Source organism: Kitasatospora sp. NPDC032121 (genome assembly GCF_055580145.1).
In genome coordinates this window covers 124,245-143,238 of sequence record NZ_JBVILX010000014.1, presented here as the reverse complement: position 1 = coordinate 143,238, position 18,994 = coordinate 124,245, and the positions used below count along the sequence as shown (strand labels likewise).

The following is an 18,994-nucleotide window of genomic DNA, read 5'->3' as shown; positions in this document are numbered from 1 at the left end:
ACAGAGGAGGGGGGGGGAAACCCAAAAGAAACACGCCCTGCCCTTGTGTGCAGGCCTCGCGGCGGCACCCCCGCACGAAAACCATCTTGTTCCCCCCCCCTCCCCCCCCCCCCTCCCCCCCCCTCCCCGCAGCGGCTTCACCGGGTGTCAGCGGGCGCCGGTCACACGGCCTGCCACAGGGCCGGGACGTTCGGCGGCTCCCAGCCGACCTGGGCGGTGTGGCCCTGGAGGCAGCGGTAGCCGACGCCGTTGTAGGTCACGACGTCGCCGGCCTGGTAGGTGGTGCCGGCGGCCCAGGTGCCGCCGGGGTTGGGGGTGCCCCCGCCGCCGACGGTGAGGCTGTACTGGGCGGTGTGGGTGGTGGTGCCGGCGGTGCCGGTGACGGTGATCTGGTAGGTCCCGCTCGTCGCGGTCGCGGAGGCGGAGAGGGTCAGCGTCGAGGACGAACCGGCTTGCACGGAGGAGGGGTTGAAGCTCGCGGTGACGCCGGCGGGCAGGCCGGAGGCGGTCAGGGTGACGCTCTGGGCGGTGCCGGAGGTGACGGCGGTGCCGACGGTCGAGGTGGTGGTGGCGCCGGGCTGGACGGAGCCGGAGGCCGGGCCGAGGGTGAGCGAGAAGTCGTTGCCGCCGTTGCTGCTGCAGGTCGGGTCGCCGGCCTGGGCGGGGACGCTGACGGCGTCCCAGGCGGCCTTGGTCCGGTTGAAGAAGGTGCAGGTGGGGTCGAGGTTCTTGGCGGCGGTCAGGGTGGTGGTGCGGTAGCGCTTGTAGGTCATGCCGCTGGTCTTGAGCAGCATGCCGCCGTAGAAGACCTGGCCGGCCTGCTTGACGCCGATGCCGGTGACGGTGGAGTTGTTGCAGGTGGGGCTGGTGGGCTTGCCGCCGCCGGGGTTGGAGCCGTTGGACAGCAGGTAGAACCAGTGGTTGAGCGGGCCGGCCGCGGCGTGCACCTCGGTGCCGGGGATGGCGGAGGAGTAGCAGTTCGGGTCGTTGTTGACCAGGGACGGCTGGTAGAGGTTGCGGATCGGGCCCTGGCCGACCAGGTTGATCATGCGGCCGACCTGGTAGTCGGGGTAGTCGTAGGGCGCGGGCTCGTTGTTGTACTCCTTGGTGAGCGCGCCGAAGATGTCGCCGGTGCCCTCGCCGAGGCCGTTCTCGTTGTTGGCGCCGCCGGGGGTGTACTGGTCGATGCCGTGGCCGAACTCGTGGCCGACGACGTCCTGGGCGGCGATCCACTCGCCGCTCTGGCTGTGGCCGATGGAGACGGAGCTGCCGTCCCAGTAGGCGTTGACGTCGTTGAGGCCGACCTTGATCGGCCAGCTGCCGCCGTTGCCGTCGTGGCCGTTGCGGCCGAGCCAGTCGCGGAGCATGTCCCATTCCTTCTGGGCCGCCCACATGGCGTCGCCGCAGCCGGTCTCCTTGGTGGAGGGGCTGCCGTTGCCCCAGGAGTCGCTGGACTTGGAGAAGACCTGGCCGGTGCTGTAGTCGGAGCAGCTGAGGCCGGGGCGGTTGGGGTCGCGCAGCGAGTAGGAGCCGCCGGAGTTGGTGGTGCTGATGGTCAGCGGGCCGGGGCCGTTCCACTTGCTGTTGACGGTGCCGGCGCGGGCGTCGTCGTAGCTGTCGACGACTTCGCCGGTGGTGGCGTCGACGAAGACGTGCAGTGTGCTGGGCGCGGATTCGGTGTGGCCCTTGAGGACGGTCTCCCAGGCGAGGCGGCTGCTGCCGTCCTTGACCCGGACGACCAGGCGGCGGGTGTCGACCGTGTCGACGGCGGCGAGCTTGGTGCGGGCGGTCTTCTCGGCGTGTTCGGCGCTGACCTGCGGGGTGGTCGGGGCGCCGAGGGGGCCGGTGGTGGCGGACTGCTGGGCGCGGACCTTGCCCTGGGCGTCGGCGAGGACGACCGCGTCGCCGCCGACCACGGGCAGGCCGTGGTAGGTGCGTTCGTAGGACACGGAGTAGAGGCCGCCGAGCCAGGGGGTGACGGTCTTGCGCTGGTAGGTCTCGTCGGGGCCCTTGGCCAGGGCGTCGAGGCCGGCGCTCGCGGCCGCGTCGGCGGCGTTGACGGCGGCGGCCAGAGCGCTCGGTGCCGGGGTGGGGGCGGGTGCGGCGGTGGCCGGCCCCGCGGTGGCAGCGATCATGCCGGCCAGCACGGTCAGGGTGGTCGCGGTGGTCAGCAACCGGCCTGCGGTGACTCTGTGTTGCATCGAGGCTCCTCGCGTGTGGGGGTCCTCGACCGCGGACGGCACAGGGGCTGGTGGCGCGCCGCGGGGCCGTGTGTGGGGACGGCCGTGCGGGCCGTCCGCGCTCGGGTGCCCGAACACTCACACGACGTCATGCCCGGGTCAATGCCTGGTGCGGGTGGGGCGCGGGGCTGGCGAATTCCGTCAAGTCGGCGGGTCCGGTTTTGCGCCAAGCTGCGGTTTTCCTCCAGTGGTTGAGACCACATCAGGTGTCGGGCGGCGGCGCGGCGGGGCGGGGCCGCGGCCGCGGTGACCACGGTGGACGCGGCGGGCCTCGACGGGGCGCGGCTGGAGGCGCTGCTGTCCGGGCTGACCGCGGCGCTCGATGAGTGGCTGCGCTCGCGCGGCGGGCGGGGGCCGGAGGGTTTCCTGATCGACCGGGAGGCGCACGGCCGGGTGCCGCCGGCCGGGTGCGGGCCGACCCGCGGTGACGTGCCGTCAGCCTGCCCGCCGCCGCGGGATTCACCCAGGGCAGAACGCCGTGCTCTTCCCCCGGCGCCCGGGATGCCTAGGCTGAAGGGGTGAGCACTCATGCGTCGAACGAAGCCCGCGTCATCCCCCTGCGTCCGCAGGCCTCGCCGCCTGCGTCCGGCGAGCGGCCCCGCGCCCGGCGGGATCCGCTGTGGCGCGATGTCGTCGGCGACGTGCTGCGGCGTGAGCGGCTCGCCCAGGAGCGCACGCTGAAGGATGTCGCCGAGGCGGCCCGGATCTCGATGCCGTACCTGTCGGAGCTGGAGCGCGGGCGCAAGGAGGCCTCCTCCGAGGTCCTCGCGGCCGCGGCCCGGGCGCTGGGGCTGGGCCTCGGGGACCTGCTCTCACTCGCCCAGGACGAACTGACCCGGTACGCCCCGAGCCCGGCAGGCCGGGTGGGCCAGGCGGGCCGGGTGGGCCAGGCGGGCCAGGCGGGCCGGGGCCGCACCTCGCCCACCGGGCGCTACGACGGCCTCGCCCTGGCCGCCTGACCGGCCCCGGCCGGACCGGCGGCCGCCCGAGGGTCAGGCGGGTGCGTGCCGCCGGTTCAGCACCTGGTCGGCGATGCCGTACGCGACGGCCTCCTCGGCGGTGAGCACCTTGTCCCGGTCCATGTCCGCGCGCAGCGTCGCCGCGTCGTGGCGGGTGTGCCGGGCGAGGACGTCCTCCACCTGCGCGCGGATGCGGACCATCTCCTTGGCCGCGAGGCTGAGGTCGGAGACCGTGCCCTGCCGGCCGCCGCTGGCGGGCTGGCCGAGCAGGACCCGGGCGTGCCGGAGCACGAAGCGCCGCCCCGGGTCCCCGCCGGCCAGCAGGACCGCCGCCGTGGAGGCCGCCTGGCCGACGCAGAAGGTGGAGATCGGCGCCTGCACGAAGGTCATGGTGTCGTAGATCGCCATCAGCGAAGTGAACGATCCGCCGGGTGAGTTGAGGTAGATCGAGATCTCGCGTTCCGGGTTCTCCGACTCCAGGTGCAGGAGTTGGGCGATGACCACGTTGGCGACGCCGTCGTCGATCTCGGTGCCGAGGAAGATGATCCGCTCGTTCAGCAGCCGGCTGAAGACGTCGTAGGTGCGCTCGCCCTGCGCGGTGCGCTCGATGACGTAGGGAACCGTGTACGAGCCCATGTCACAGTCCGATCCGTCGGCGGGCGGCGGCCGGGCGGATGTCGGCGACCGACTCCACCACCTTGTCCACGAGCCCGTACTCCCTGGCCTGTTCGGCGGTGAACCAGCGGTCCCGGTCGCCGTCGCGCGCGATGGTCTGCTCGCTCTGCCCGGTGTGCTCGGCGGTGATCCGCTCGATGACCCGCTTGGTGTGCTGGAGGTTCTCCGCCTGGATCTCGATGTCCGCGGCGGTGCCGCCGATGCCCGCCGAGGGCTGGTGCATCATGATCCGGGCGTTCGGCAGCGCGAACCGCTTGCCGGGCGCCCCCGCGGTGAGCAGGAACTGGCCCATGCTGGCGGCGAAGCCCATCACCAGCGTCGAGACGTCGTTCGGGACGAGCCGCATGGTGTCGTAGACGGCCAGCCCCGCGCTGACCGACCCGCCGGGGCTGTTGATGTACAGGCAGATGTCGGTGCGCGGGTCCTCGGCCGACAGCAGCAGCAGCTGCGCGCACACCCGGTTCGCCGACACGTCGTCGACCTGGGTGCCGAGCAGCACGATCCGCTGGGCGAGCAGCTGCGCCGCGAGGTGGTCGTCGAAGGCGCTGGGCGGGGTGTCGCCGTCCGCCGCGCGGGGCGGGGGCGTGGTGGGTGGAGTCATCTGACCTCTCCTCGTCGGAGCGGGGGTTGCCGTCGACTCCACTGTCGGCCCAGGAGGGCGCCCGGGGGCGGTTCCTCTGCCCGCAGCGGATTCGCCACGGGCAGACGGCGGCCGGTGGACGCTCAGTCCGGGAGGGCCGGGAGGGCCGGGAGGGCCGGGAGGGCCGGGAGGCGGTCCAGTGTGATCCCGAAGCGGGTGCGGTAGGCGGTGAGGGCCTCGTCGTCGGTGAGGGCCTGCTCGGTGCGCCCGCCGGCCGGGGTGGTGGTGATCAGGCGGCTGCCGCTGATGGTCACCCGGCCGCCGTCCGCGGTGGGCAGCGAGCAGGTCGTCGAGCGGGTGAAGTGGGAGTGCGGCGAGGTGGTCTGCCACCAGCAGGTCGGGGCGAAGTCGGCGAGCTCGTACGGGCGCGGGCCCAGGCGGTACTGCGGTGTGCCGTCCCGCAGGACGTCCAGGTCGCCGTGCGCACCGGTCGGGAGGAGGGTGAACGCGCCGTCGGGGTCGGCCTGTTCGCCGCGTTCGTCCAGGCGCAGCGGGTGGCGGCTGAAACGGCCGAAGCCGACGTCGACCAGCCACGGCTCGTCGAGGTCGACCCGCAGGGCGAGGTGGTCGAAGGGCGGGCCGAGCCGTTCGCCGTCGAAGACGCGGGCGGCCAGCAGGCTCACCCGGTAGCCGAGTGAGGTGAGCAACTGGGCGAAGGCTCCGTTGAGTTCGTAGCAGAATCCGCCCCGGCGGCGGGCGACGACCTTCTCCTGCAGGGCGGCGGGGTCGAGGTCGACGCGTTCGCCGAGGTGGATGCTCAGGTTCTCGAACGGGACGGTGCGCAGGTGCGCGAGCTGGAGCCGGGCGAGGGCCTGCGGGGAGGGTGTTCCGGGGTCGGGCAGGGCGATGCGGTCGAGGTAGGCGGAGCGCTGGGTGGCGGTGAGGCCGGTCGGCGGCTGCTCGGGGTGCGGTGCGTGGTTCATCCGGCCATTCCACCCGGGGTGGGGCGCGGGTGGCCATCGGCTGTTGGTCCTACGCCCCGCGGGGCGGGCGGCCATCGGTTCTTGGCCCTGCGCCCCACGGGGCGGGCGGCCATCGGATGTTGGTCCTACACCCCACCGGGCGGGCGACCGGTGGGGCGCCGACCGGTGCCCCGGGGCCTGCCCTTTCGGCCCTCGCGGGGGCCGTGCCGGGGGCGTAGGGTCGGCGTGCCGGGCGGTGACGGAGGAGGGCCGGGAGCGTGCGAGAGACCGTGAGAGGCCCGGCGGCGCCGACGCCCGGGGCCGCGCCGAGGAGGCGTGCGGCCCAGGGCCAGGACCCGGCGCCCGCCGCGCCCGGGCGGGCCCCGCACCCCGCCGAACTCGCCGCCCTCCAGCGGACGGTGGGCAACGCGGCCGTGACGCGCCGGCTGCAGCGCCTGGAGGATCCCGGGGTCAGGGAGCAGGCGCGGCGCGACGCCGCCGACCCCGTCTCGCACGGCGAGTGGGGCACGTTCCGCGAGGACATGACCCGGGCGGGCTTCTCCCGGGATGTCACGGAGATCGCCTGGCAGCTCGTCCTCGGCGGCATCGCCGAACAGGGGCAACTCAACGACGAGGCCATGGCGCGGTTCAGCGAGCGCCAGGCCCAGCGCGACCACCGCGCGTCGAACAGCTGGTACCAGGAGCTGGTGAAGGTCGTCGGCGACTACCTGGAGATCGACACGCCGACGCTGGCCCTGTGGTCGGGCGGCCGGGAACTCAGCGACTACGCCCGCGGCAAGGGCCACACCCCGCTGGAGGCCACCGCCTTCGGCGCGGTGGTCGACAGGCTGACCCTGACCCCGGACTGGATGCTCAAGACGCCGATGTGGAACGTCCTGTCCAAGGCCTTCGTGAGCCGCGCCCGCGGCCCCGTCCACATCTTCCTGCGGGCGTACGACCCGGAGAGCGTCCTGATCGCGCAGGAGGTGCCGCAGCTGCGCGTGGTCATGGCGCTCGACCCCGCGGTGCGGCTCGTCTGGCATCCGGTGTACGCCACGGACGACGGGAGCCTGATGGAGATCACCGGGCGCCTCGGCCTGGCCCCCGACGCGCCCTGCGCCGGCCGGGACGAGTGCGTGCGGATCCTCTACGACTACCTGCGCCTCGTCCACGACCCGGCCAACGACCACTCCCGGCGCGCCCACGCGGAGATGAGCGCCCGCCTCGCCGCCAACGGCACTCCGCAGTAAGGCCCGTGGGCGGTCGGTAGGGTAGGTCGGATTCGGTACGGGAGTGGGGAGAGTGATGACCGACTCGAGGGAACACCGCGGCTGGATAGGCCGGTTGCTCGGCGGCCGCCGTGCGCGCGCCGGGCAGGACGCGCCGCCCGTGCGGCCCGTCGACCAGGACCCCAGGGCGTGGGCGCGCCCCGGGGAGCTGATGGACCTGTCCTCCCTGCCCCCGCGGGTGGCCGAGGCCCTGGTCGAGGTCGCGGCGGCGATCGACGCGGCCGACCAGGCGCGCTTCGACGGCGACCGGGCCGAGGCCCACCGGCTGCTGCGCGGCGCCGTCACCACGGAGATCGAGCCCTACCGCCAACTCGCCGAGGAACGGCTCGGGGTGATGGTGAGCGAGGACGGCGACGTCCAGGAGGCCGTGGAGCTGTGGCTGCGCGCCGCCCGGGGCCCGGATCCCGAGCTGCGCCGTTCCGTCGCGGTCTACCTGGGCTCCATCCCGTTCGCCGACGGCGCGTTCCTGGTGAACGCCGATCCGGCGACCGTGCTGGCCCTGCTCCCCGAGGCGTGGGGCTTCGGGCGGGTGGGCGCCGCGGTGTACGAGGCCTCCTCCCACCGCCACCGGGAGGCCGGCCCCGCGGTGCGCCGCCAGCTGCTGGCACTCGACGCCCTCCGGTACGGGGACGGCAAGCTGGCCGCGCGGATCGAGGCCGTCCCGGTGGCCGACGAGCGTTTCCCGCGCCGGCGCGCCGAGTGGGCCAGCGGCGCCCAACTGGGCGGCTGCCGCTGGAGCGTGGCCGGCCACCGGGACGGGGTGTCGGCGCTCGCCGCGGTCCCGGTGCCGGTGGACGGCCGCGAGGTCGTGGTCACCGGCGGGGACGACGGCACCGTGCGTCTGTGGGACCTGGCCACCGGCGAGGCGGTCGGCGAGCCGATGGCCGACCACACCGGGCAGGTGCGCGCCGTGGCCGCGGCCGAGCTGGACGGCCGGGCGGTGGCGGTGTCGGTCGGGACCGACGAGGTCGTACGGGTCTGGGACCTGACGACGCGCCGGCTGCTGTACTTTCCGCTGGCCGGGCACTTCGACTGGGTGACCGGCGTGGACACGGCGGTGGTGCGTGGCCGCCCGGTGGCCGTCACCTGCGGCGACGACCTGAGCGTGCGGGTCTGGGACCTGGCCACCGGCCAGCCGGTCGGCAAGCCGATGCGCGACCCTTCCGGCCCCGCCGACCGCCGGACGGGCCGGCCGACGGCGCTGGTGACGACGGTGGTGCTGCGCCGGCCGGTGGCGGTGACCGGCGACTTCCAGGGGGTCGTCCGGGTGTGGGACCTCGCGAAGGGGCGTCAGTTCCTGCCGCCGGTGAAGACCGGGGGCGGCGCGGTGCAGGCGCTGGCCGTGGTGGACGTCAACGGCCGCCCGGCCGTGGCCGTCGGCGCCTGGGACGGCACGACCAGCCTGTGGGACCTGGCGACGGCCCGCCCGGTGGGCGAGCGCCTCGTCGCCGCGCACGAGTGGCCGCAGGAGGTCGCGGCGGTGGCCACCGGGGCCGGGGCGGCGGTCGCCGTCAGCGACGACTCCGGCATGGTGCGGCTGTGGGACCCGGTCGGCGGGCGGCAGTTCGCCCAGGCCTTCGCCGGTCCCCGCGGCCGGACCCGGGCGCTGGCCTCGGCCGTGGCGCCGGACGGGCGGCCGGTGGTGCTCGTCGGTACCGACGACGGCCGGGTGCACCGCTGGGACCCGGCCGTCGACAGCGGCTCCGTGGGCGACCCGCGGCCCGGGCACGGCGACGAGGTGACCGCCGCGGCGACGGTCGAAGTCGACGGCAGGGCGCTGGTGGTCAGCACCGCCCGGGACGGCTCGGTGCGCCTGTGGGACCTGGCCACCGGCGCCGAGGCGGACACGCCCTTCGCCGAGTCCGGGGAGCCGGTGGAGGCGGTGGCGACGGCGGTGGTCGGGGGCCGGCCCGTGGTGCTCACCGTCGAGCCGTACGACAAGGCGGTCCGGCGGTGGGATCCGGCCACCGGAGAGTCGGCGGGCTCGCCGCTGGCCCATGACGACACCGTGGGCGCCGTGGCGACGACGGTGCTGGACGGCCGGCCGCTCGCCGTCACCGGGAGCGCCGACGGCCTCGTCCGGGTCTGGGACCTCACCGCCGGGGAGGTCCTCCACGGGCCGCTGGCCGGGCACGAGTCCGAGGTGACCGCGGTGGCCACGGCGGTGCTGGACGGCCGGCCGGTCGCCGTCACCGCGGACGAGGTGACGCTGCGGGTGTGGGAGCTCGCCACCGGCGCCGCGCTCGGCGAGCCGATCGACCTCCCGGGTGCCTCGCCGCGCGGCGGGGACGAGGCGGAGGACGAGGACGACGAGGAGGACTGGGACGAGGCGTCGGCCCCGGACGAGGCGGATGAGGCGGACGGCGAGGAGGACTGGGACGACGACGAGGACGACGAGGAAGAGGACGACGACGAGGGCGACGGATCGGTCGTCGAGGCGCTGGCCACGGCGGTGGTCGACGGCCGCCCGGTCGTGGCGGCGGCCTGCGACGACGGCCTGGTGCACGTCTGGGACCTGGCCACCCGCGCCCTGCTCGGCCCGCCCCTGCGCGCCTCCGAGGACGACACCCCCGCACTGACCACCGCCCGGGTCGCGGGCCGCCCGGTCCTCGTCACCGGCGGCGACGACGGCACCGTCCGGACCTGGGACCTGGCCACCCTCGCCCCGGTCGGCACCGACCTGGTGCTGCCGCTGCCGGTCGGCGCGCTGGCCACGGCCTCGGCGGACCGGCTGGTGGTCGGGTTCGGCTGGGAGGTCGGGGTGTTCCGCCTCGTGGAGTCCGCCGAGTCGGCCGAGTCCGCGAAGTCCTCAGAGTCCTCAGAGTCCGCGGAGTGAGCCCGGGGGTCCGGCCCCGCGGGGCCGGACCCCCGGGTGGGGCGGGAAGCGCCGGCCGGGGCGTCAGGCGGGGAGGTGGGAGGCCACCAGGGTGGCGAACTCCTCGGGGGTGAGGATGCGGATGCCGAGTTCCTCGGCCTTGGCGCGCTTGGAGCCGGCCTTCTCGCCGGCGACCAGGAGGGTGGTGCGCTTGGAGACGGACGAGGAGGCCTTGCCGCCGGCGCGTTCGATCAGTTCGTTCATCTGGTTGCGGGAGAGGTCGGCGAGGGCGCCGGTCATGCTGCCGGTGAGGACGACGGCCTCGCCGGCCAGCGGACCCGCCTCGGTGGTGCCGCTCTCCCCCACCGCCGCGGGGGCCGCCGGGGTGGTGACGGCGGTGCCCACGCCGAGGGCGGCGAGGCGGTCCAGCAGCGGGGCGAGGTCGGTGAGTTCGGCGGCGACGACGCGGGCCTTCTCGGTGCCGATGCCGTCGACGCCGGCCAGGGTTTCGGCGTCGGCGGTCCGGATCGCCGTCATGCTGCCGAAGTGCGCGGCGATCCGGCGGGACATGGTCCGTCCGGTGCCGCGGATGCCGAGGGCGCAGAAGACCCGGTTGAGCGGCTGGGTGCGGGCGGTGGCGATCGCGGCGAGCAGGTTGTCGGCGCTGGTCTCCCCCATCCGGTCCAGGGTGAGCAGCTGCTCGCGGGTGAGGGTGAACAGGTCGGCGAGGTCGGCGACGAGTCCGGCTTCGACGAGTTGGACGGCGCGGGTGCCGCCGAGGCCCTCGATGTCGAGCTGGTCGCGGCCGGCCGCGTAGAGGACGGAGGCGACGGCCTGGCAGTTGCGGCCGCGTATGCAGCGCCAGCGCTGTTCGGTGGTGTCGATGGCGTCGCCGCAGCGCGGGCACGCCTCGGGGAAGGCGATGGGCTGCTCGTCGCCGGTGCGGGCGTCGAGGACGGGGGCCTCGACCCGGGGGATGACGTCGCCGGCGCGGTAGACGAAGACCTGGTCGCCGATCATCAGCCCGCGCCGTTCGATGTCGGCGGGGTTGTGCAGGGTGGCGAAGGTGACGGTGACGCCGTCGATGACGACCGGTTCGAGGACGGCGCGCGGGGCGATGATGCCGGTGCGGCCGACGTTCCACTCGACCTCGAGCAGCCGGGTGACCTTGTGCTGGGCGGCCAGTTTGCGGGCCACCGCCCAGCGTGGCGCGCGCGAGCCGGAGCCGGCCTCGGCGCGGTCGGCGGCCAGGTCGGCCTTGACGACGACGCCGTCGATCCCGAAGGGCAGTTCGGCGCGCAGGGCGGCGATCTCGTCGATCCGCCGCTGGACGTCGGCGATGTCCGCGCAGTGCCGCGGCGCGGCCGCGGTGGCGGCGGCGGTGTGGGCGCCGAGGGCGGCGAGGTGCTCCAGCAGGGCGCTGTGGGCGAGGTCGCCGGGGCCGACGGCGTCGTAGGCGAAGAAGGTCAGCTCGATCCGGTAGGGGCGGTCCTTGGCGCGCAGGGTGCCGGCGGCGCCACTGCGGGGGTGGGCGAAGGGGGTGGCGCCGTGGTCGGCGCGCACCCGGTTGGCGTGCTCGAACTGGCTCTGGGTGAGCAGGACTTCGCCGCGCAGTTCGATTTCGGCGGGCTCGGTCAGTTCGGCGGGCAGGCCGAGGATGGCGTCGGCGGCGTGGGTGACGTCCTCGCCGGCCAGGCCGTCGCCGCGGGTGATCACCTGCTGCAGACGCCCGGCGCGGTAGCGGGCGGCGACGGCGAGGCCGTCGAGCTTGGGCTCCACGCACCAGGCGGCGACGGGCCGGCCCAGGCGCCGCTCCAGGCCGGCGGCCCAGGACTCCAGCTCCTCGGCGGAGAACACGTTGTCCAGGGAGAGCATCGGCACGCTGTGCGGGACGTCGCCGGTGGCGGCGCCGCCGGCCACCTTGCCGGTCGGCGACTCGGGCAGCACCTCGCCGGGGTGGGCGCTCTCGTACGCGGCGATGTCGCGCAGCAGGGCGTCGTACTCGTCGTCCCCGAGCGGGGTGGAGCCGTCGGCGTAGTACGCGGCGGCGGCCTGCACGGCGGCGGTGACGGCGTCGGCGTACGCGGACGGCGAGGTGAGCGGGGCGGCGGTCTCGGTCATGGGGGAATCATGGCGGTCGGCACTGACAACGACACGGGGGCGGGGTCAGACCTGCCGGGCGGTGGCGAAGATCCCCGGCGTCGCGGTCGCCCGACGGGACGGCGGCGGGAAGGTCGAGTCCCAGTGGATCTTCGACCGCGTCGACTACACCTTCCTCGGCGAGCGCACCGTGGCTCTCACCGACGGCGCGACCGTCAGGAAGGGCGACGTCACCGGCCAGACGGCCGTCCTCCGCCGAGCCCTCGGCGACGCACCGGGCACCCGCCCGTAACGGCCTCAGGCCGGCTGAAGCCGCCCACGCAGGGCCGCTCGGGCACGGGCGACGCCCCCGGGGGTGGCCCGCGCCCCGCTGCCGACCGCGATGTCCCTCGTGCCGAGGCCCGCGCAGGCGCGGCAGATGCCCGGCCGGGGCACCGGATCGTGGCAGCGGCCGCATTCGGCGTAGGAGGCGGGCGGGGCTTCGGGGCGTTCCGGCGGCAGCTTGCGCCGCAGCCGGTCCCGGAGGATCGCCGCCGGGCAGTGCATCGGCTGCGGCAGCCCGGGGATCAGGGCCTGGGCCAACTCGGCCTCGTCGCAGCCTCGTTCCAGCCACTGCGCGACGAGCGGTGCCAGCGCCTGCGCCTCGGCCTCGCCGAGGCGCAGGCGCGGTTCGGGCCTGATCACCCGGAACAAGATGGCCACGGCTGCCCGCGTCCGTTCATCCGGGAGGGTGGGTTCTTGTCCCGGGTCCTTTACGGGAGGGGCGACAGTGCCGCCGGTCCCTGGCCCACCGGAAGCCGGGCGGGTGGCAGCCGGTGCGGGGTGCGGGGTGTCGAAGACGTGGGCCTCGGAGCGGACGGTGCCGTCGGCCCTCCGGACCTTGTCGACCCGGTAGTACCCGGCGTCCTTCAGTTCTTTGAGCGCCCGCCGGATGGCGCCCCGCCCCTGCGGACTGCTGTCGGCCATCTGCCGCCCGTCCTCGCGCCAGCCGTCGGGCCGGGAGAGCAGGTCGGCGAGGAGGCCGCGGGCGGTGTAACTGAGCCGACGGTCCTGCAACAGGCCGTTCGGAAGAATAGTGAACGCGCGCGTGTGCGCGTTACGATGAATCCGCATCTGGAGCTCACATCTCCTGGTGCCAGACCCCGGGGTGTTAGCGCACCGCCGGGGTCTCCTATGTTCTGTTGATGATGCGGAAAGTAGCACACCGACTACACAGAGCGCGAACCTTTCCCGTGCGAAGCCGCAACCCCCGCATCAAGTGCGCCCCCATCCCTGGCTGGGCGGGAGCGGGAAGCATGATGCATCGGTCTCCTGCCGCCACGACGGCAGATCGGCCCAGTCGGCGACATAGCCCGGCTTCGGCTCGCCCGGGTAGTGCTTCGACACACCGGCGAGTGCCGGCAGCATCACGTGAGGTAGACCTTCTGCCACTCCAGGGACGTCATGGTCAGCGCGGCCTCGGCGAGGGCGTGGGCCGACTCGGTCTTGAGGCTGCCGAGGCTGCTGTCAATCCACGGCTGGACGTTCTGGTATCCCTGCTCGCGGTACTCCACGGCCTGGATCAGGCACTCCAGCTTGTCCGCGTCGTGGGCGACGGTGACTTCCAAGTTCTCGGCGTTCTCGTACTCCTCCACGAGGGCCTGGAGTCCCGCAACGACGGCCGGGTGAGCGGCGCTGACCTGGTCGGCGGTCACCCGCTCGTTCGACGCGGCGGTTAGGTAGCGCCGACTGACGTGCGGGATGTCGCTGACCCGGGTCTCCTGGGTGTCGTGGAAGAGGCACAGCAGGGCGACCTTGGCCGGGTCGGCGCCCTCCATCATCGCGAGCACCGCGCCGATGATGCCCGTCCGGAACGAGTGCTCCGCGACCGACTCGGGGTGTCCTTGACGCCGGCGATCCACCAGCCCTGGCGCTTCGCCCGCTTGAGCACGCCCGCCTCGAACAGGTAGCTCGCGGTACCCCTCACCTGCTTGTCGTCCGTCATGGCTGTCCTCCGCTGCTGGATCGGTTGCTGTAGCCGCCTACCCGAAGACCATTGTGCACAGACTCCAGCTCTCGACGGGACTGCTGTGAAAGGCCGTCACCATCAAGGAGAGCCCGCAGGCGTGACACACACTGGCCGCCCACGCTCCCCCGAGATCAGGTACGGGCGGCGGCCACCGCGTCCGTGTACAGCTCCGTTGTCAGGTCGTCCTCGCTGATCCCGAGCTCCGCCAGCACGGCCCGCACGGCGTCCAGCGCTGCTTCGAGGCCGTCCTGGGCGGCCGCAGCGGTCTCGACCTCGATGAACGTCGCGTCGAGCTCCGGCACGCGGACGAGCGTCGCGAGGAAGCGCCGACCGCTGCGTTCGAAGTCGTAGTTGCGGCACCGCTTCTCGAACCGGATGCGTGGGGTGAAGCCGAGGCCCCGGATGATCTCGTCGGCCGCCTCGGCGTCCTCCACGCGGGTCTCGGCCTCCCATTTCGACCCGGACGCCTCGTCCACCCGCGCGCCCTTGTACGTGAGCACGGTGCGAGTGTCGTCGGGCCCGTGAACGGTGCGGATCCGCAGCTCGCGATCGGCTCCCATCAGGCTGCCGTCCGGGGCGTCGTAGTACGTGTCGCGGTACACCTCGGCGCGCCCGGCGCCGTACGACTTCTCCAATCGTGCGAGGACGAGTTCGGGGTCGCGTACGACAGCCTTGAGCTCCGCCTCGATCGCCATGCCGGTTCCTCCTGGGGTGCTACGCCTCCGGCGGCACGCTGTAGCGGCCCAGGACGTCGTCAGCCGTGGACCTGTCCAGCAGGCGCAGCTCCCAGGGCCCGGAGTTGACGTCGAACTCCTTGCCGAAGCCGACCCACTTGCCGGCCATTCGGCGCCCGGTCGGATCGACCAGCAGCTGAATGGCGCCGTGGTACCTGGCCCCCTGGTAGTAGCCGTCCTGCGCGGTCTGTTCCACCCACGAGCCCGTCACGACGTTCCGATCGACAGTGAGGTCGAACGACAGCGGTGAATCGGGATTGGACGACGCGCCGGGGAGGGACCGGCCGGTGATCCGGTTCCCGCACTGGGACAGTACGACGTGGTGCAGGCCGGTGAACGTGTTCTCCCGGCTGCTGCTGAAGAACTCGTAGTGGCTGATCCAGACTCCCGAGTAGTCCTCGCCGGTAGGGGCGGGCGCGGCCTGGACGGGAACGCCCGGATCGTCGCTGGTCATGTCATGGCCTCCTGCGCTGTCCACGCTGACCCTCGGTGGCAGCTGTGGTGTTGTGAAGCCGAGGCGGTCCACGGAAAGTTTGGTGACAGCCTCAAGGGCTCGAACGTACACCGGGCGGGGAAATCGGACCTCCCCTGACTCCCAGCGCTGTACCAGGCGCTTGCTGGCGTCATTGGGCTCTCCCTGGGTCGCCCCAACTGCCCTCAGGCGTTTCGCGAACTCGTCTTGGCTGAGGCGAAGTCCGAGGCGCACGGCCCTCAGGGTCTCGTTCGGCGTCGTCATGAACCCCACCATAAGGGTCGACCTCTCTGAACGACACCGAAATGACGTCTTGCCAGGACGCCAGAGAGGCGCCCAGGCGGCGTCGCAATGGACTGGTCCTCCAGGGCACCATCAAGCCCTCCGGGGACGCAGAGGAGTGGCGATGGCGAAGCACGAACCGGCTCAAGGGCCGGAGACGCGGCCCGACAAGTGCCCGTGCGGCGCGCTGATTCGTTCGAACCTGCCAACCCCGAGTGCAGCTGACTGCCCGCCATTGGCCAATCGCCAGCAGTGGCGACTGGCCCCTCTTCGTTCCCCATCGAGGTGCTCCCTCATGCTCACGTCCCGCCATCCCCGCATGTTCGTCGCGCGCCTCGACTCGCGGACCGAATCAACACCCCTGGCACGCTACTTGCTCCGGGCCTACCTCTCCGGGCTGCCCTCCGGGGATCGTTATCGCGACACTGCCGAACTCCTCCTCGGCGAACTCTTCGCCAACGCGGTGCAGCACTCCGACGCGCCCGACGACCGGCACATCGAAGTCCGCTTCGCCCTCGTCAGCTCCCGCCTCCGGCTTGAGGTTCACGACGCCAGCACCGCTCTCCCCTCCGTCCGCGCCGCCGCCCCCGATGACGAGCACGGGCGCGGACTGTTCCTCGTCAACGAACTCGCCGAACGCTGGGGCTGCGCCTCCCGCCCCTGTGGCATCGGCAAGTTCGTCTGGGCCCTCATCGCCCCCGTCGCCTGAAGGGCCATCGCCGTGAACCTCGCCACCCTCGCCCGCCACACCCTCTCCCGCGGCGCCACCCCCGCCGCCACCTACGCCCTCCTCGCCCGACTCGGCCACCGCCCCCTGCCCGTCGCCCGAGCCGTCTGCCTCGCCCTCGACATCCCCCGCGCTGAGACCACCCGCCGCCTGGCCGACTGCCACGACGCCCTCCTCGCCGACCCTCGCCCCAACTCCGAGAACGACATCGGCGAACTCCTCGAAGCTCTAGGCGTCTTCGACGTCCCCAAGTCCCTCACCGACACCGAACTCGCCGTCGTCGAACACTTCCTGGTCGCCATGGACGCCATGGGCGGCATCCGCCCCGGCCACCGCCACGGCCTCCAGCGCTGGTTCACCACCGGCAATCTCACCACCGCCTACCTCTCCCTCGCCGCCGCCCGCCCCCTGCCCCGCACCGGTGACCCCGCCCTCTACTGGGCCACCCTCGTCACCGCCGGCGAACTCCTCGCCACCACCGTCCCCTCCGATCGCCGCATCACCTACGCCCTCACCCACTGCCGCACCCGCACAACCCGCCCATGAGCGCAGGAAGTCGGCCCCGCCGACTTCCTGCGCAGCAGACGGTTGGGTCTGTGCTCGGCGGCCCCGGCCATGAGTGGCCGGGGCCGCCGAAGCTCTTTTTCGGGCGGGCTCGTGTGCTCGCACACGAGCCCGCCCTGGAAGGTTGTCACTTCTGGTGATTCCTCGTATTCGAAAAGCCTGCCGCCTCGATCTCAGGTGGTCCTTTGGAGCGGGGCTGCAGCGGGTTCGGCGTGGGTGACGGCCGGGAGCGGAAGCCGGTGGCCCTCGCGCCACTGGGCGGTGGTCCGCTCGCCGCCGAAGCGGCGCCGCCAGTACAGGTGTTGGGCGACGATCAGCGGGCCCAGAGCGGTGAGCAGCGGGAAGCCGGTGGTGAGCCAGCCGGCGGCGAAGCAGGCGCTGACGGCGCTGGTGGTGAGCAGGCCGGTGAGGGCGGCGGCCAGGGCGGCGGTGCGGCCGTGGGCCTTGGCGGCGACCAGCGGGTACAGGACGAGCAGCAGGAGGTCGCCGAGGCCGACGGCGACGGGGGCCGGGCCGCCGGTGAGGGCGAGCATCGGGGCGAAGGGGCGGTCCTGGACCTGTGCGAAGAAGCGGGTGGTGGTGTCGGTGAGGGTGGTGGCGGCCAGGTCGTAGCCGGTGAGGACGGCGGCGAGGGCTGCGGTGTGGGTGGAGCGCATGCCGCTCTGGGTCCAGAGGTTGGCGACGCCGATGACGGCGGTGGCGATGATCAGGTCGCTGCCGGCCCGGGCGGCGCCGGGGTGGCCGGTGAGGGCGGCGAGTGCGGTGGCGGCGGTGGCGGCCAGGGCGGCGGCCCAGGACCAGGGGGTGGCGCGCAGCCGGGTGGTGGCGAGCAGCGGGGCGAGGGTGAACTGGACGGCGAGGCAGCCGACGAGGCCGAATAGGGCGGAGACGGCGGTGCCGGGCAGGGCGGTGTAGAGCAGCGGGGCGAGGACGACGCCGGCGCACAGGACGGCGACGTCGGCGCCGGTGAAGACGCCGACCGGGGGGCGGGGCATCCGGATGCGGGCGAGGTAGCGGGCGGCCAGGGTGATCTCGGCGGCGACGGCGGCGCTGAGGGCGGCCAGGGCGACAGGGCTGACGTTCATTCAGTTCCTCCGCCTACTGGGATTGTTGGGGTTTCCGTGGCTGTCGAGGGTGTCGAAGGTGTGCTCGCGCAGGTCGGCGCGGACGGGTGCGGTGGGCGGCATGGCGGTGCGGTCGTCGTGGAGCACGATGTCGCACAGGCGCAGTCCGGCGGCGCGGGCGCGGTCTTCCAGGCGGCCGTGCAGGGCGGTGGCGGGCAGGCGGTCGACGAGCAGGTGCAGGCGGGCGGGTCCGCCGGGTCCGTCGGGGCCTTCGGTGAGGGCGTGGCGGGCGGGCAGCGGGACCTCGGGTTCGGCCTCGACGAGGTCGAGGACGTCGCGGGTGGTGACGGTGCGGCTGAGCGGGCCGTTCCAGCGCCCGAGGATCTCGGAGGTGGCGGGCAGGTGGGCGAGTTCGCAGGTGGGCGGCTCGGCGGGGAGGCGCACGAGGTCGCCGGTGGCGTAGCGCAGCAGCAGGGTGCAGTCGCGGTAGGGCACGTAGGGGGTGTGGACGACGGTGCCGGTGGCGCCGGGGGCGGTGGGTTGCCAGGTGAGCGGGTCGAGGACTTCGAGGTGTCCGAACTCGGTGGTGTGGTGGAGGTGGCCCTGGGTGCAGGGGGTGGCGCCGGAGGGGAGGATCTCGGTCATCAGGTAGGCGGAGGTGATGGTGGCGCCGAAGGCCGCCTCGGCGCGGCGGCGCAGTGGTGCGGAGAGCACCTCGCCGCCGACGCTGATCGACCGGAGGCCGAAGTCGCTGCTCTGCCGCTTGTGGTGTTCGGCTTCCTGGACCAGGGCTGCCAGGTAGGAGGCGGAGGTGGTCAGGTGGGTGATCCGGGGGTCCTTGCCGGGCAGGCCGAGCGGGGCGGCGAGGCGGTCGAGGGCGACGGCGGGGCCGACGGTGCCGAACTGGACGAAGCCGGCGCCGGCGCGGGTGGCCGACTCCTCGGCGTTGACCAGTGGCATGGTGGCGCGGGAGCAGCCGGCGTAGGCGACGGTGTGGCGGGGGCGCAGGCCGAGGCCGAGGACGGCGGAGATGGTGCTGAAGGCGACGGCGCACTCGAGTTCGGCGCGGGAGAACCAGACGGCGGTGGGGGTGCCGCTGGTGCCGGTGGTGAGTGCCATCAGGACGGGGGTGGCGGCGTCGGAGACGAAGGCGGCGGGCAGGGCGCGTAGCGCCTGCTTGGGGGTGACGGGGACGCGTGACCAGTCCTCGGGCTCCAACGTGGCCGGGTCGAGGTCGAGTTCGGCGAACTGTCGGCGGTAGTGGGCGGTGTGGCGGGCGGCGGTGCGGGCGGTGGCGCGCAGGCTGCGCCGGGCGACCTCGTGCCGTACCTTCGGGTCGACGGGGCCGGTCCGGCCGGGCAGCAGGGCGGAGTCCTCGCCGGGTTCGCCGAACTCGGCGATGGTGGCGACGAGGTCGCGGGCGAGGCGTTCCAGGTCCTTCGGCCGTATCCGGCGGTTCGTCAGGATGGCTGCGCCGTAGCGCAGTTGGCTCAGCGCGGTCGCGAACATGCGGGCTCCCCGGG

At 73.6% G+C, this 18,994-nt stretch carries 16 protein-coding genes and 1 pseudogene; 6 read left to right on the top strand and 11 right to left on the bottom strand.

Going from position 1 to position 18,994, the window contains the following annotated elements; translation table 11 throughout:
- Positions 1–161: 161 nt before the first annotated feature.
- The gene (locus ACZ5OX_RS28605) at positions 162–2,171 is read right to left on the bottom strand and encodes a M4 family metallopeptidase (protein ID WP_465634192.1); all 2,010 of its coding nucleotides are present in this window, start codon (positions 2,169–2,171) and stop codon (positions 162–164) included.
- Between the two features lie 587 nt (positions 2,172–2,758).
- On the opposite strand from ACZ5OX_RS28605, the gene ACZ5OX_RS28600 reads away from it, so the two are divergent.
- Entirely contained in the window at positions 2,759–3,199 is a 441-nt protein-coding gene (locus ACZ5OX_RS28600) for a helix-turn-helix domain-containing protein (RefSeq protein ID WP_465634070.1), read from the top strand.
- 33 nt (positions 3,200–3,232) lie between these two features.
- On the opposite strand, the gene ACZ5OX_RS28595 is transcribed toward ACZ5OX_RS28600, so the two are convergent.
- The 3 genes from ACZ5OX_RS28595 to ACZ5OX_RS28585 form a co-directional block, all read right to left on the bottom strand.
- Complete coding sequence (locus tag ACZ5OX_RS28595) at positions 3,233–3,835, bottom strand: ClpP family protease (RefSeq protein WP_449790321.1); 603 nt, start codon at positions 3,833–3,835, stop codon at positions 3,233–3,235.
- Between the two features lies 1 nt (position 3,836).
- Positions 3,837–4,475 carry an ATP-dependent Clp protease proteolytic subunit gene (locus ACZ5OX_RS28590; RefSeq protein WP_465634068.1) on the bottom strand — a complete coding sequence of 213 codons (639 nt, stop codon included), beginning with the start codon at positions 4,473–4,475 and terminating at the stop codon, positions 3,837–3,839.
- 122 nt (positions 4,476–4,597) lie between these two features.
- A complete protein-coding gene (locus ACZ5OX_RS28585) occupies positions 4,598–5,437 on the bottom strand; it encodes an arylamine N-acetyltransferase family protein (RefSeq protein WP_465634067.1) in 840 nt (279 codons plus the stop codon).
- A gap of 257 nt (positions 5,438–5,694) precedes the next feature.
- Here ACZ5OX_RS28585 and ACZ5OX_RS28580 point away from each other — a divergent pair, with 257 nt between their 5' ends.
- Together ACZ5OX_RS28580 and ACZ5OX_RS28575 are read left to right on the top strand one after the other, a co-directional pair.
- Positions 5,695–6,666, top strand: a complete 972-nt coding sequence (locus ACZ5OX_RS28580) for a hypothetical protein (protein WP_465634065.1) — start codon at positions 5,695–5,697, stop codon at positions 6,664–6,666.
- Between the two features lie 55 nt (positions 6,667–6,721).
- Entirely contained in the window at positions 6,722–9,541 is a 2,820-nt protein-coding gene (locus ACZ5OX_RS28575; protein ID WP_465634063.1) for a hypothetical protein, read from the top strand.
- 63 nt (positions 9,542–9,604) lie between these two features.
- Here the strand turns inward: ACZ5OX_RS28575 and ligA are convergent, their stop codons facing one another.
- Complete coding sequence (gene ligA, locus ACZ5OX_RS28570; RefSeq protein WP_465634061.1) at positions 9,605–11,641, bottom strand: NAD-dependent DNA ligase LigA; 2,037 nt, start codon at positions 11,639–11,641, stop codon at positions 9,605–9,607.
- Positions 11,642–11,702: 61 nt separating this feature from the next.
- Here ligA and ACZ5OX_RS28565 point away from each other — a divergent pair, with 61 nt between their 5' ends.
- Entirely contained in the window at positions 11,703–11,912 is a 210-nt protein-coding gene (locus ACZ5OX_RS28565) for a hypothetical protein (RefSeq protein ID WP_465634059.1), read from the top strand.
- Between the two features lie 5 nt (positions 11,913–11,917).
- Here ACZ5OX_RS28565 and ACZ5OX_RS28560 read toward each other — a convergent pair whose 3' ends face one another.
- From ACZ5OX_RS28560 to ACZ5OX_RS28545, 4 genes and pseudogenes are all read right to left on the bottom strand, one after another.
- Positions 11,918–12,733: a hypothetical protein gene (locus ACZ5OX_RS28560; RefSeq protein ID WP_465634057.1), complete on the bottom strand. Its 816-nt coding sequence runs from the start codon at positions 12,731–12,733 to the stop codon at positions 11,918–11,920.
- A 293-nt stretch (positions 12,734–13,026) separates the two neighbouring features.
- A pseudogene (locus ACZ5OX_RS28555) lies at positions 13,027–13,604 on the bottom strand (HD domain-containing protein).
- A gap of 155 nt (positions 13,605–13,759) precedes the next feature.
- Positions 13,760–14,323: a class IV adenylate cyclase gene (gene cyaB, locus ACZ5OX_RS28550; protein ID WP_465634055.1), complete on the bottom strand. Its 564-nt coding sequence runs from the start codon at positions 14,321–14,323 to the stop codon at positions 13,760–13,762.
- Between the two features lie 19 nt (positions 14,324–14,342).
- Positions 14,343–15,098, bottom strand: a complete 756-nt coding sequence (locus tag ACZ5OX_RS28545; protein WP_465634054.1) for a helix-turn-helix domain-containing protein — start codon at positions 15,096–15,098, stop codon at positions 14,343–14,345.
- A 313-nt stretch (positions 15,099–15,411) separates the two neighbouring features.
- Here ACZ5OX_RS28545 and ACZ5OX_RS28540 point away from each other — a divergent pair, with 313 nt between their 5' ends.
- Both ACZ5OX_RS28540 and ACZ5OX_RS28535 read left to right on the top strand, forming a co-directional pair.
- A complete protein-coding gene (locus ACZ5OX_RS28540; RefSeq protein ID WP_465634052.1) occupies positions 15,412–15,825 on the top strand; it encodes an ATP-binding protein in 414 nt (137 codons plus the stop codon).
- 12 nt (positions 15,826–15,837) lie between these two features.
- Positions 15,838–16,389 carry a hypothetical protein gene (locus ACZ5OX_RS28535; RefSeq protein ID WP_465634051.1) on the top strand — a complete coding sequence of 184 codons (552 nt, stop codon included), beginning with the start codon at positions 15,838–15,840 and terminating at the stop codon, positions 16,387–16,389.
- A 191-nt stretch (positions 16,390–16,580) separates the two neighbouring features.
- Here the strand turns inward: ACZ5OX_RS28535 and ACZ5OX_RS28530 are convergent, their stop codons facing one another.
- Together ACZ5OX_RS28530 and ACZ5OX_RS28525 are read right to left on the bottom strand one after the other, a co-directional pair.
- Positions 16,581–17,492 carry a hypothetical protein gene (locus ACZ5OX_RS28530; RefSeq protein ID WP_465634049.1) on the bottom strand — a complete coding sequence of 304 codons (912 nt, stop codon included), beginning with the start codon at positions 17,490–17,492 and terminating at the stop codon, positions 16,581–16,583.
- Entirely contained in the window at positions 17,493–18,980 is a 1,488-nt protein-coding gene (locus ACZ5OX_RS28525) for a phenylacetate--CoA ligase family protein (RefSeq protein WP_465634048.1), read from the bottom strand.
- Positions 18,981–18,994 lie beyond the last annotated feature (14 nt).

Coding starts and splice junctions, on each gene's coding strand:
- ACZ5OX_RS28575 (WP_465634063.1), top strand. CDS start 6,722: ATGACCGACTCGAGGGAACACCGCGGCTGGATAGGCCGGTTGCTCGGC.
- ACZ5OX_RS28590 (WP_465634068.1), bottom strand. CDS start 4,475: ATGACTCCACCCACCACGCCCCCGCCCCGCGCGGCGGACGGCGACACC.
- ACZ5OX_RS28525 (WP_465634048.1), bottom strand. CDS start 18,980: ATGTTCGCGACCGCGCTGAGCCAACTGCGCTACGGCGCAGCCATCCTG.
- cyaB (WP_465634055.1), bottom strand. CDS start 14,323: ATGGCGATCGAGGCGGAGCTCAAGGCTGTCGTACGCGACCCCGAACTC.
- ACZ5OX_RS28530 (WP_465634049.1), bottom strand. CDS start 17,492: ATGAACGTCAGCCCTGTCGCCCTGGCCGCCCTCAGCGCCGCCGTCGCC.
- ligA (WP_465634061.1), bottom strand. CDS start 11,641: ATGACCGAGACCGCCGCCCCGCTCACCTCGCCGTCCGCGTACGCCGAC.
- ACZ5OX_RS28540 (WP_465634052.1), top strand. CDS start 15,412: ATGCTCACGTCCCGCCATCCCCGCATGTTCGTCGCGCGCCTCGACTCG.
- ACZ5OX_RS28595 (WP_449790321.1), bottom strand. CDS start 3,835: ATGGGCTCGTACACGGTTCCCTACGTCATCGAGCGCACCGCGCAGGGC.
- ACZ5OX_RS28585 (WP_465634067.1), bottom strand. CDS start 5,437: ATGAACCACGCACCGCACCCCGAGCAGCCGCCGACCGGCCTCACCGCC.
- ACZ5OX_RS28545 (WP_465634054.1), bottom strand. CDS start 15,098: ATGACGACGCCGAACGAGACCCTGAGGGCCGTGCGCCTCGGACTTCGC.
- ACZ5OX_RS28560 (WP_465634057.1), bottom strand. CDS start 12,733: ATGCGGATTCATCGTAACGCGCACACGCGCGCGTTCACTATTCTTCCG.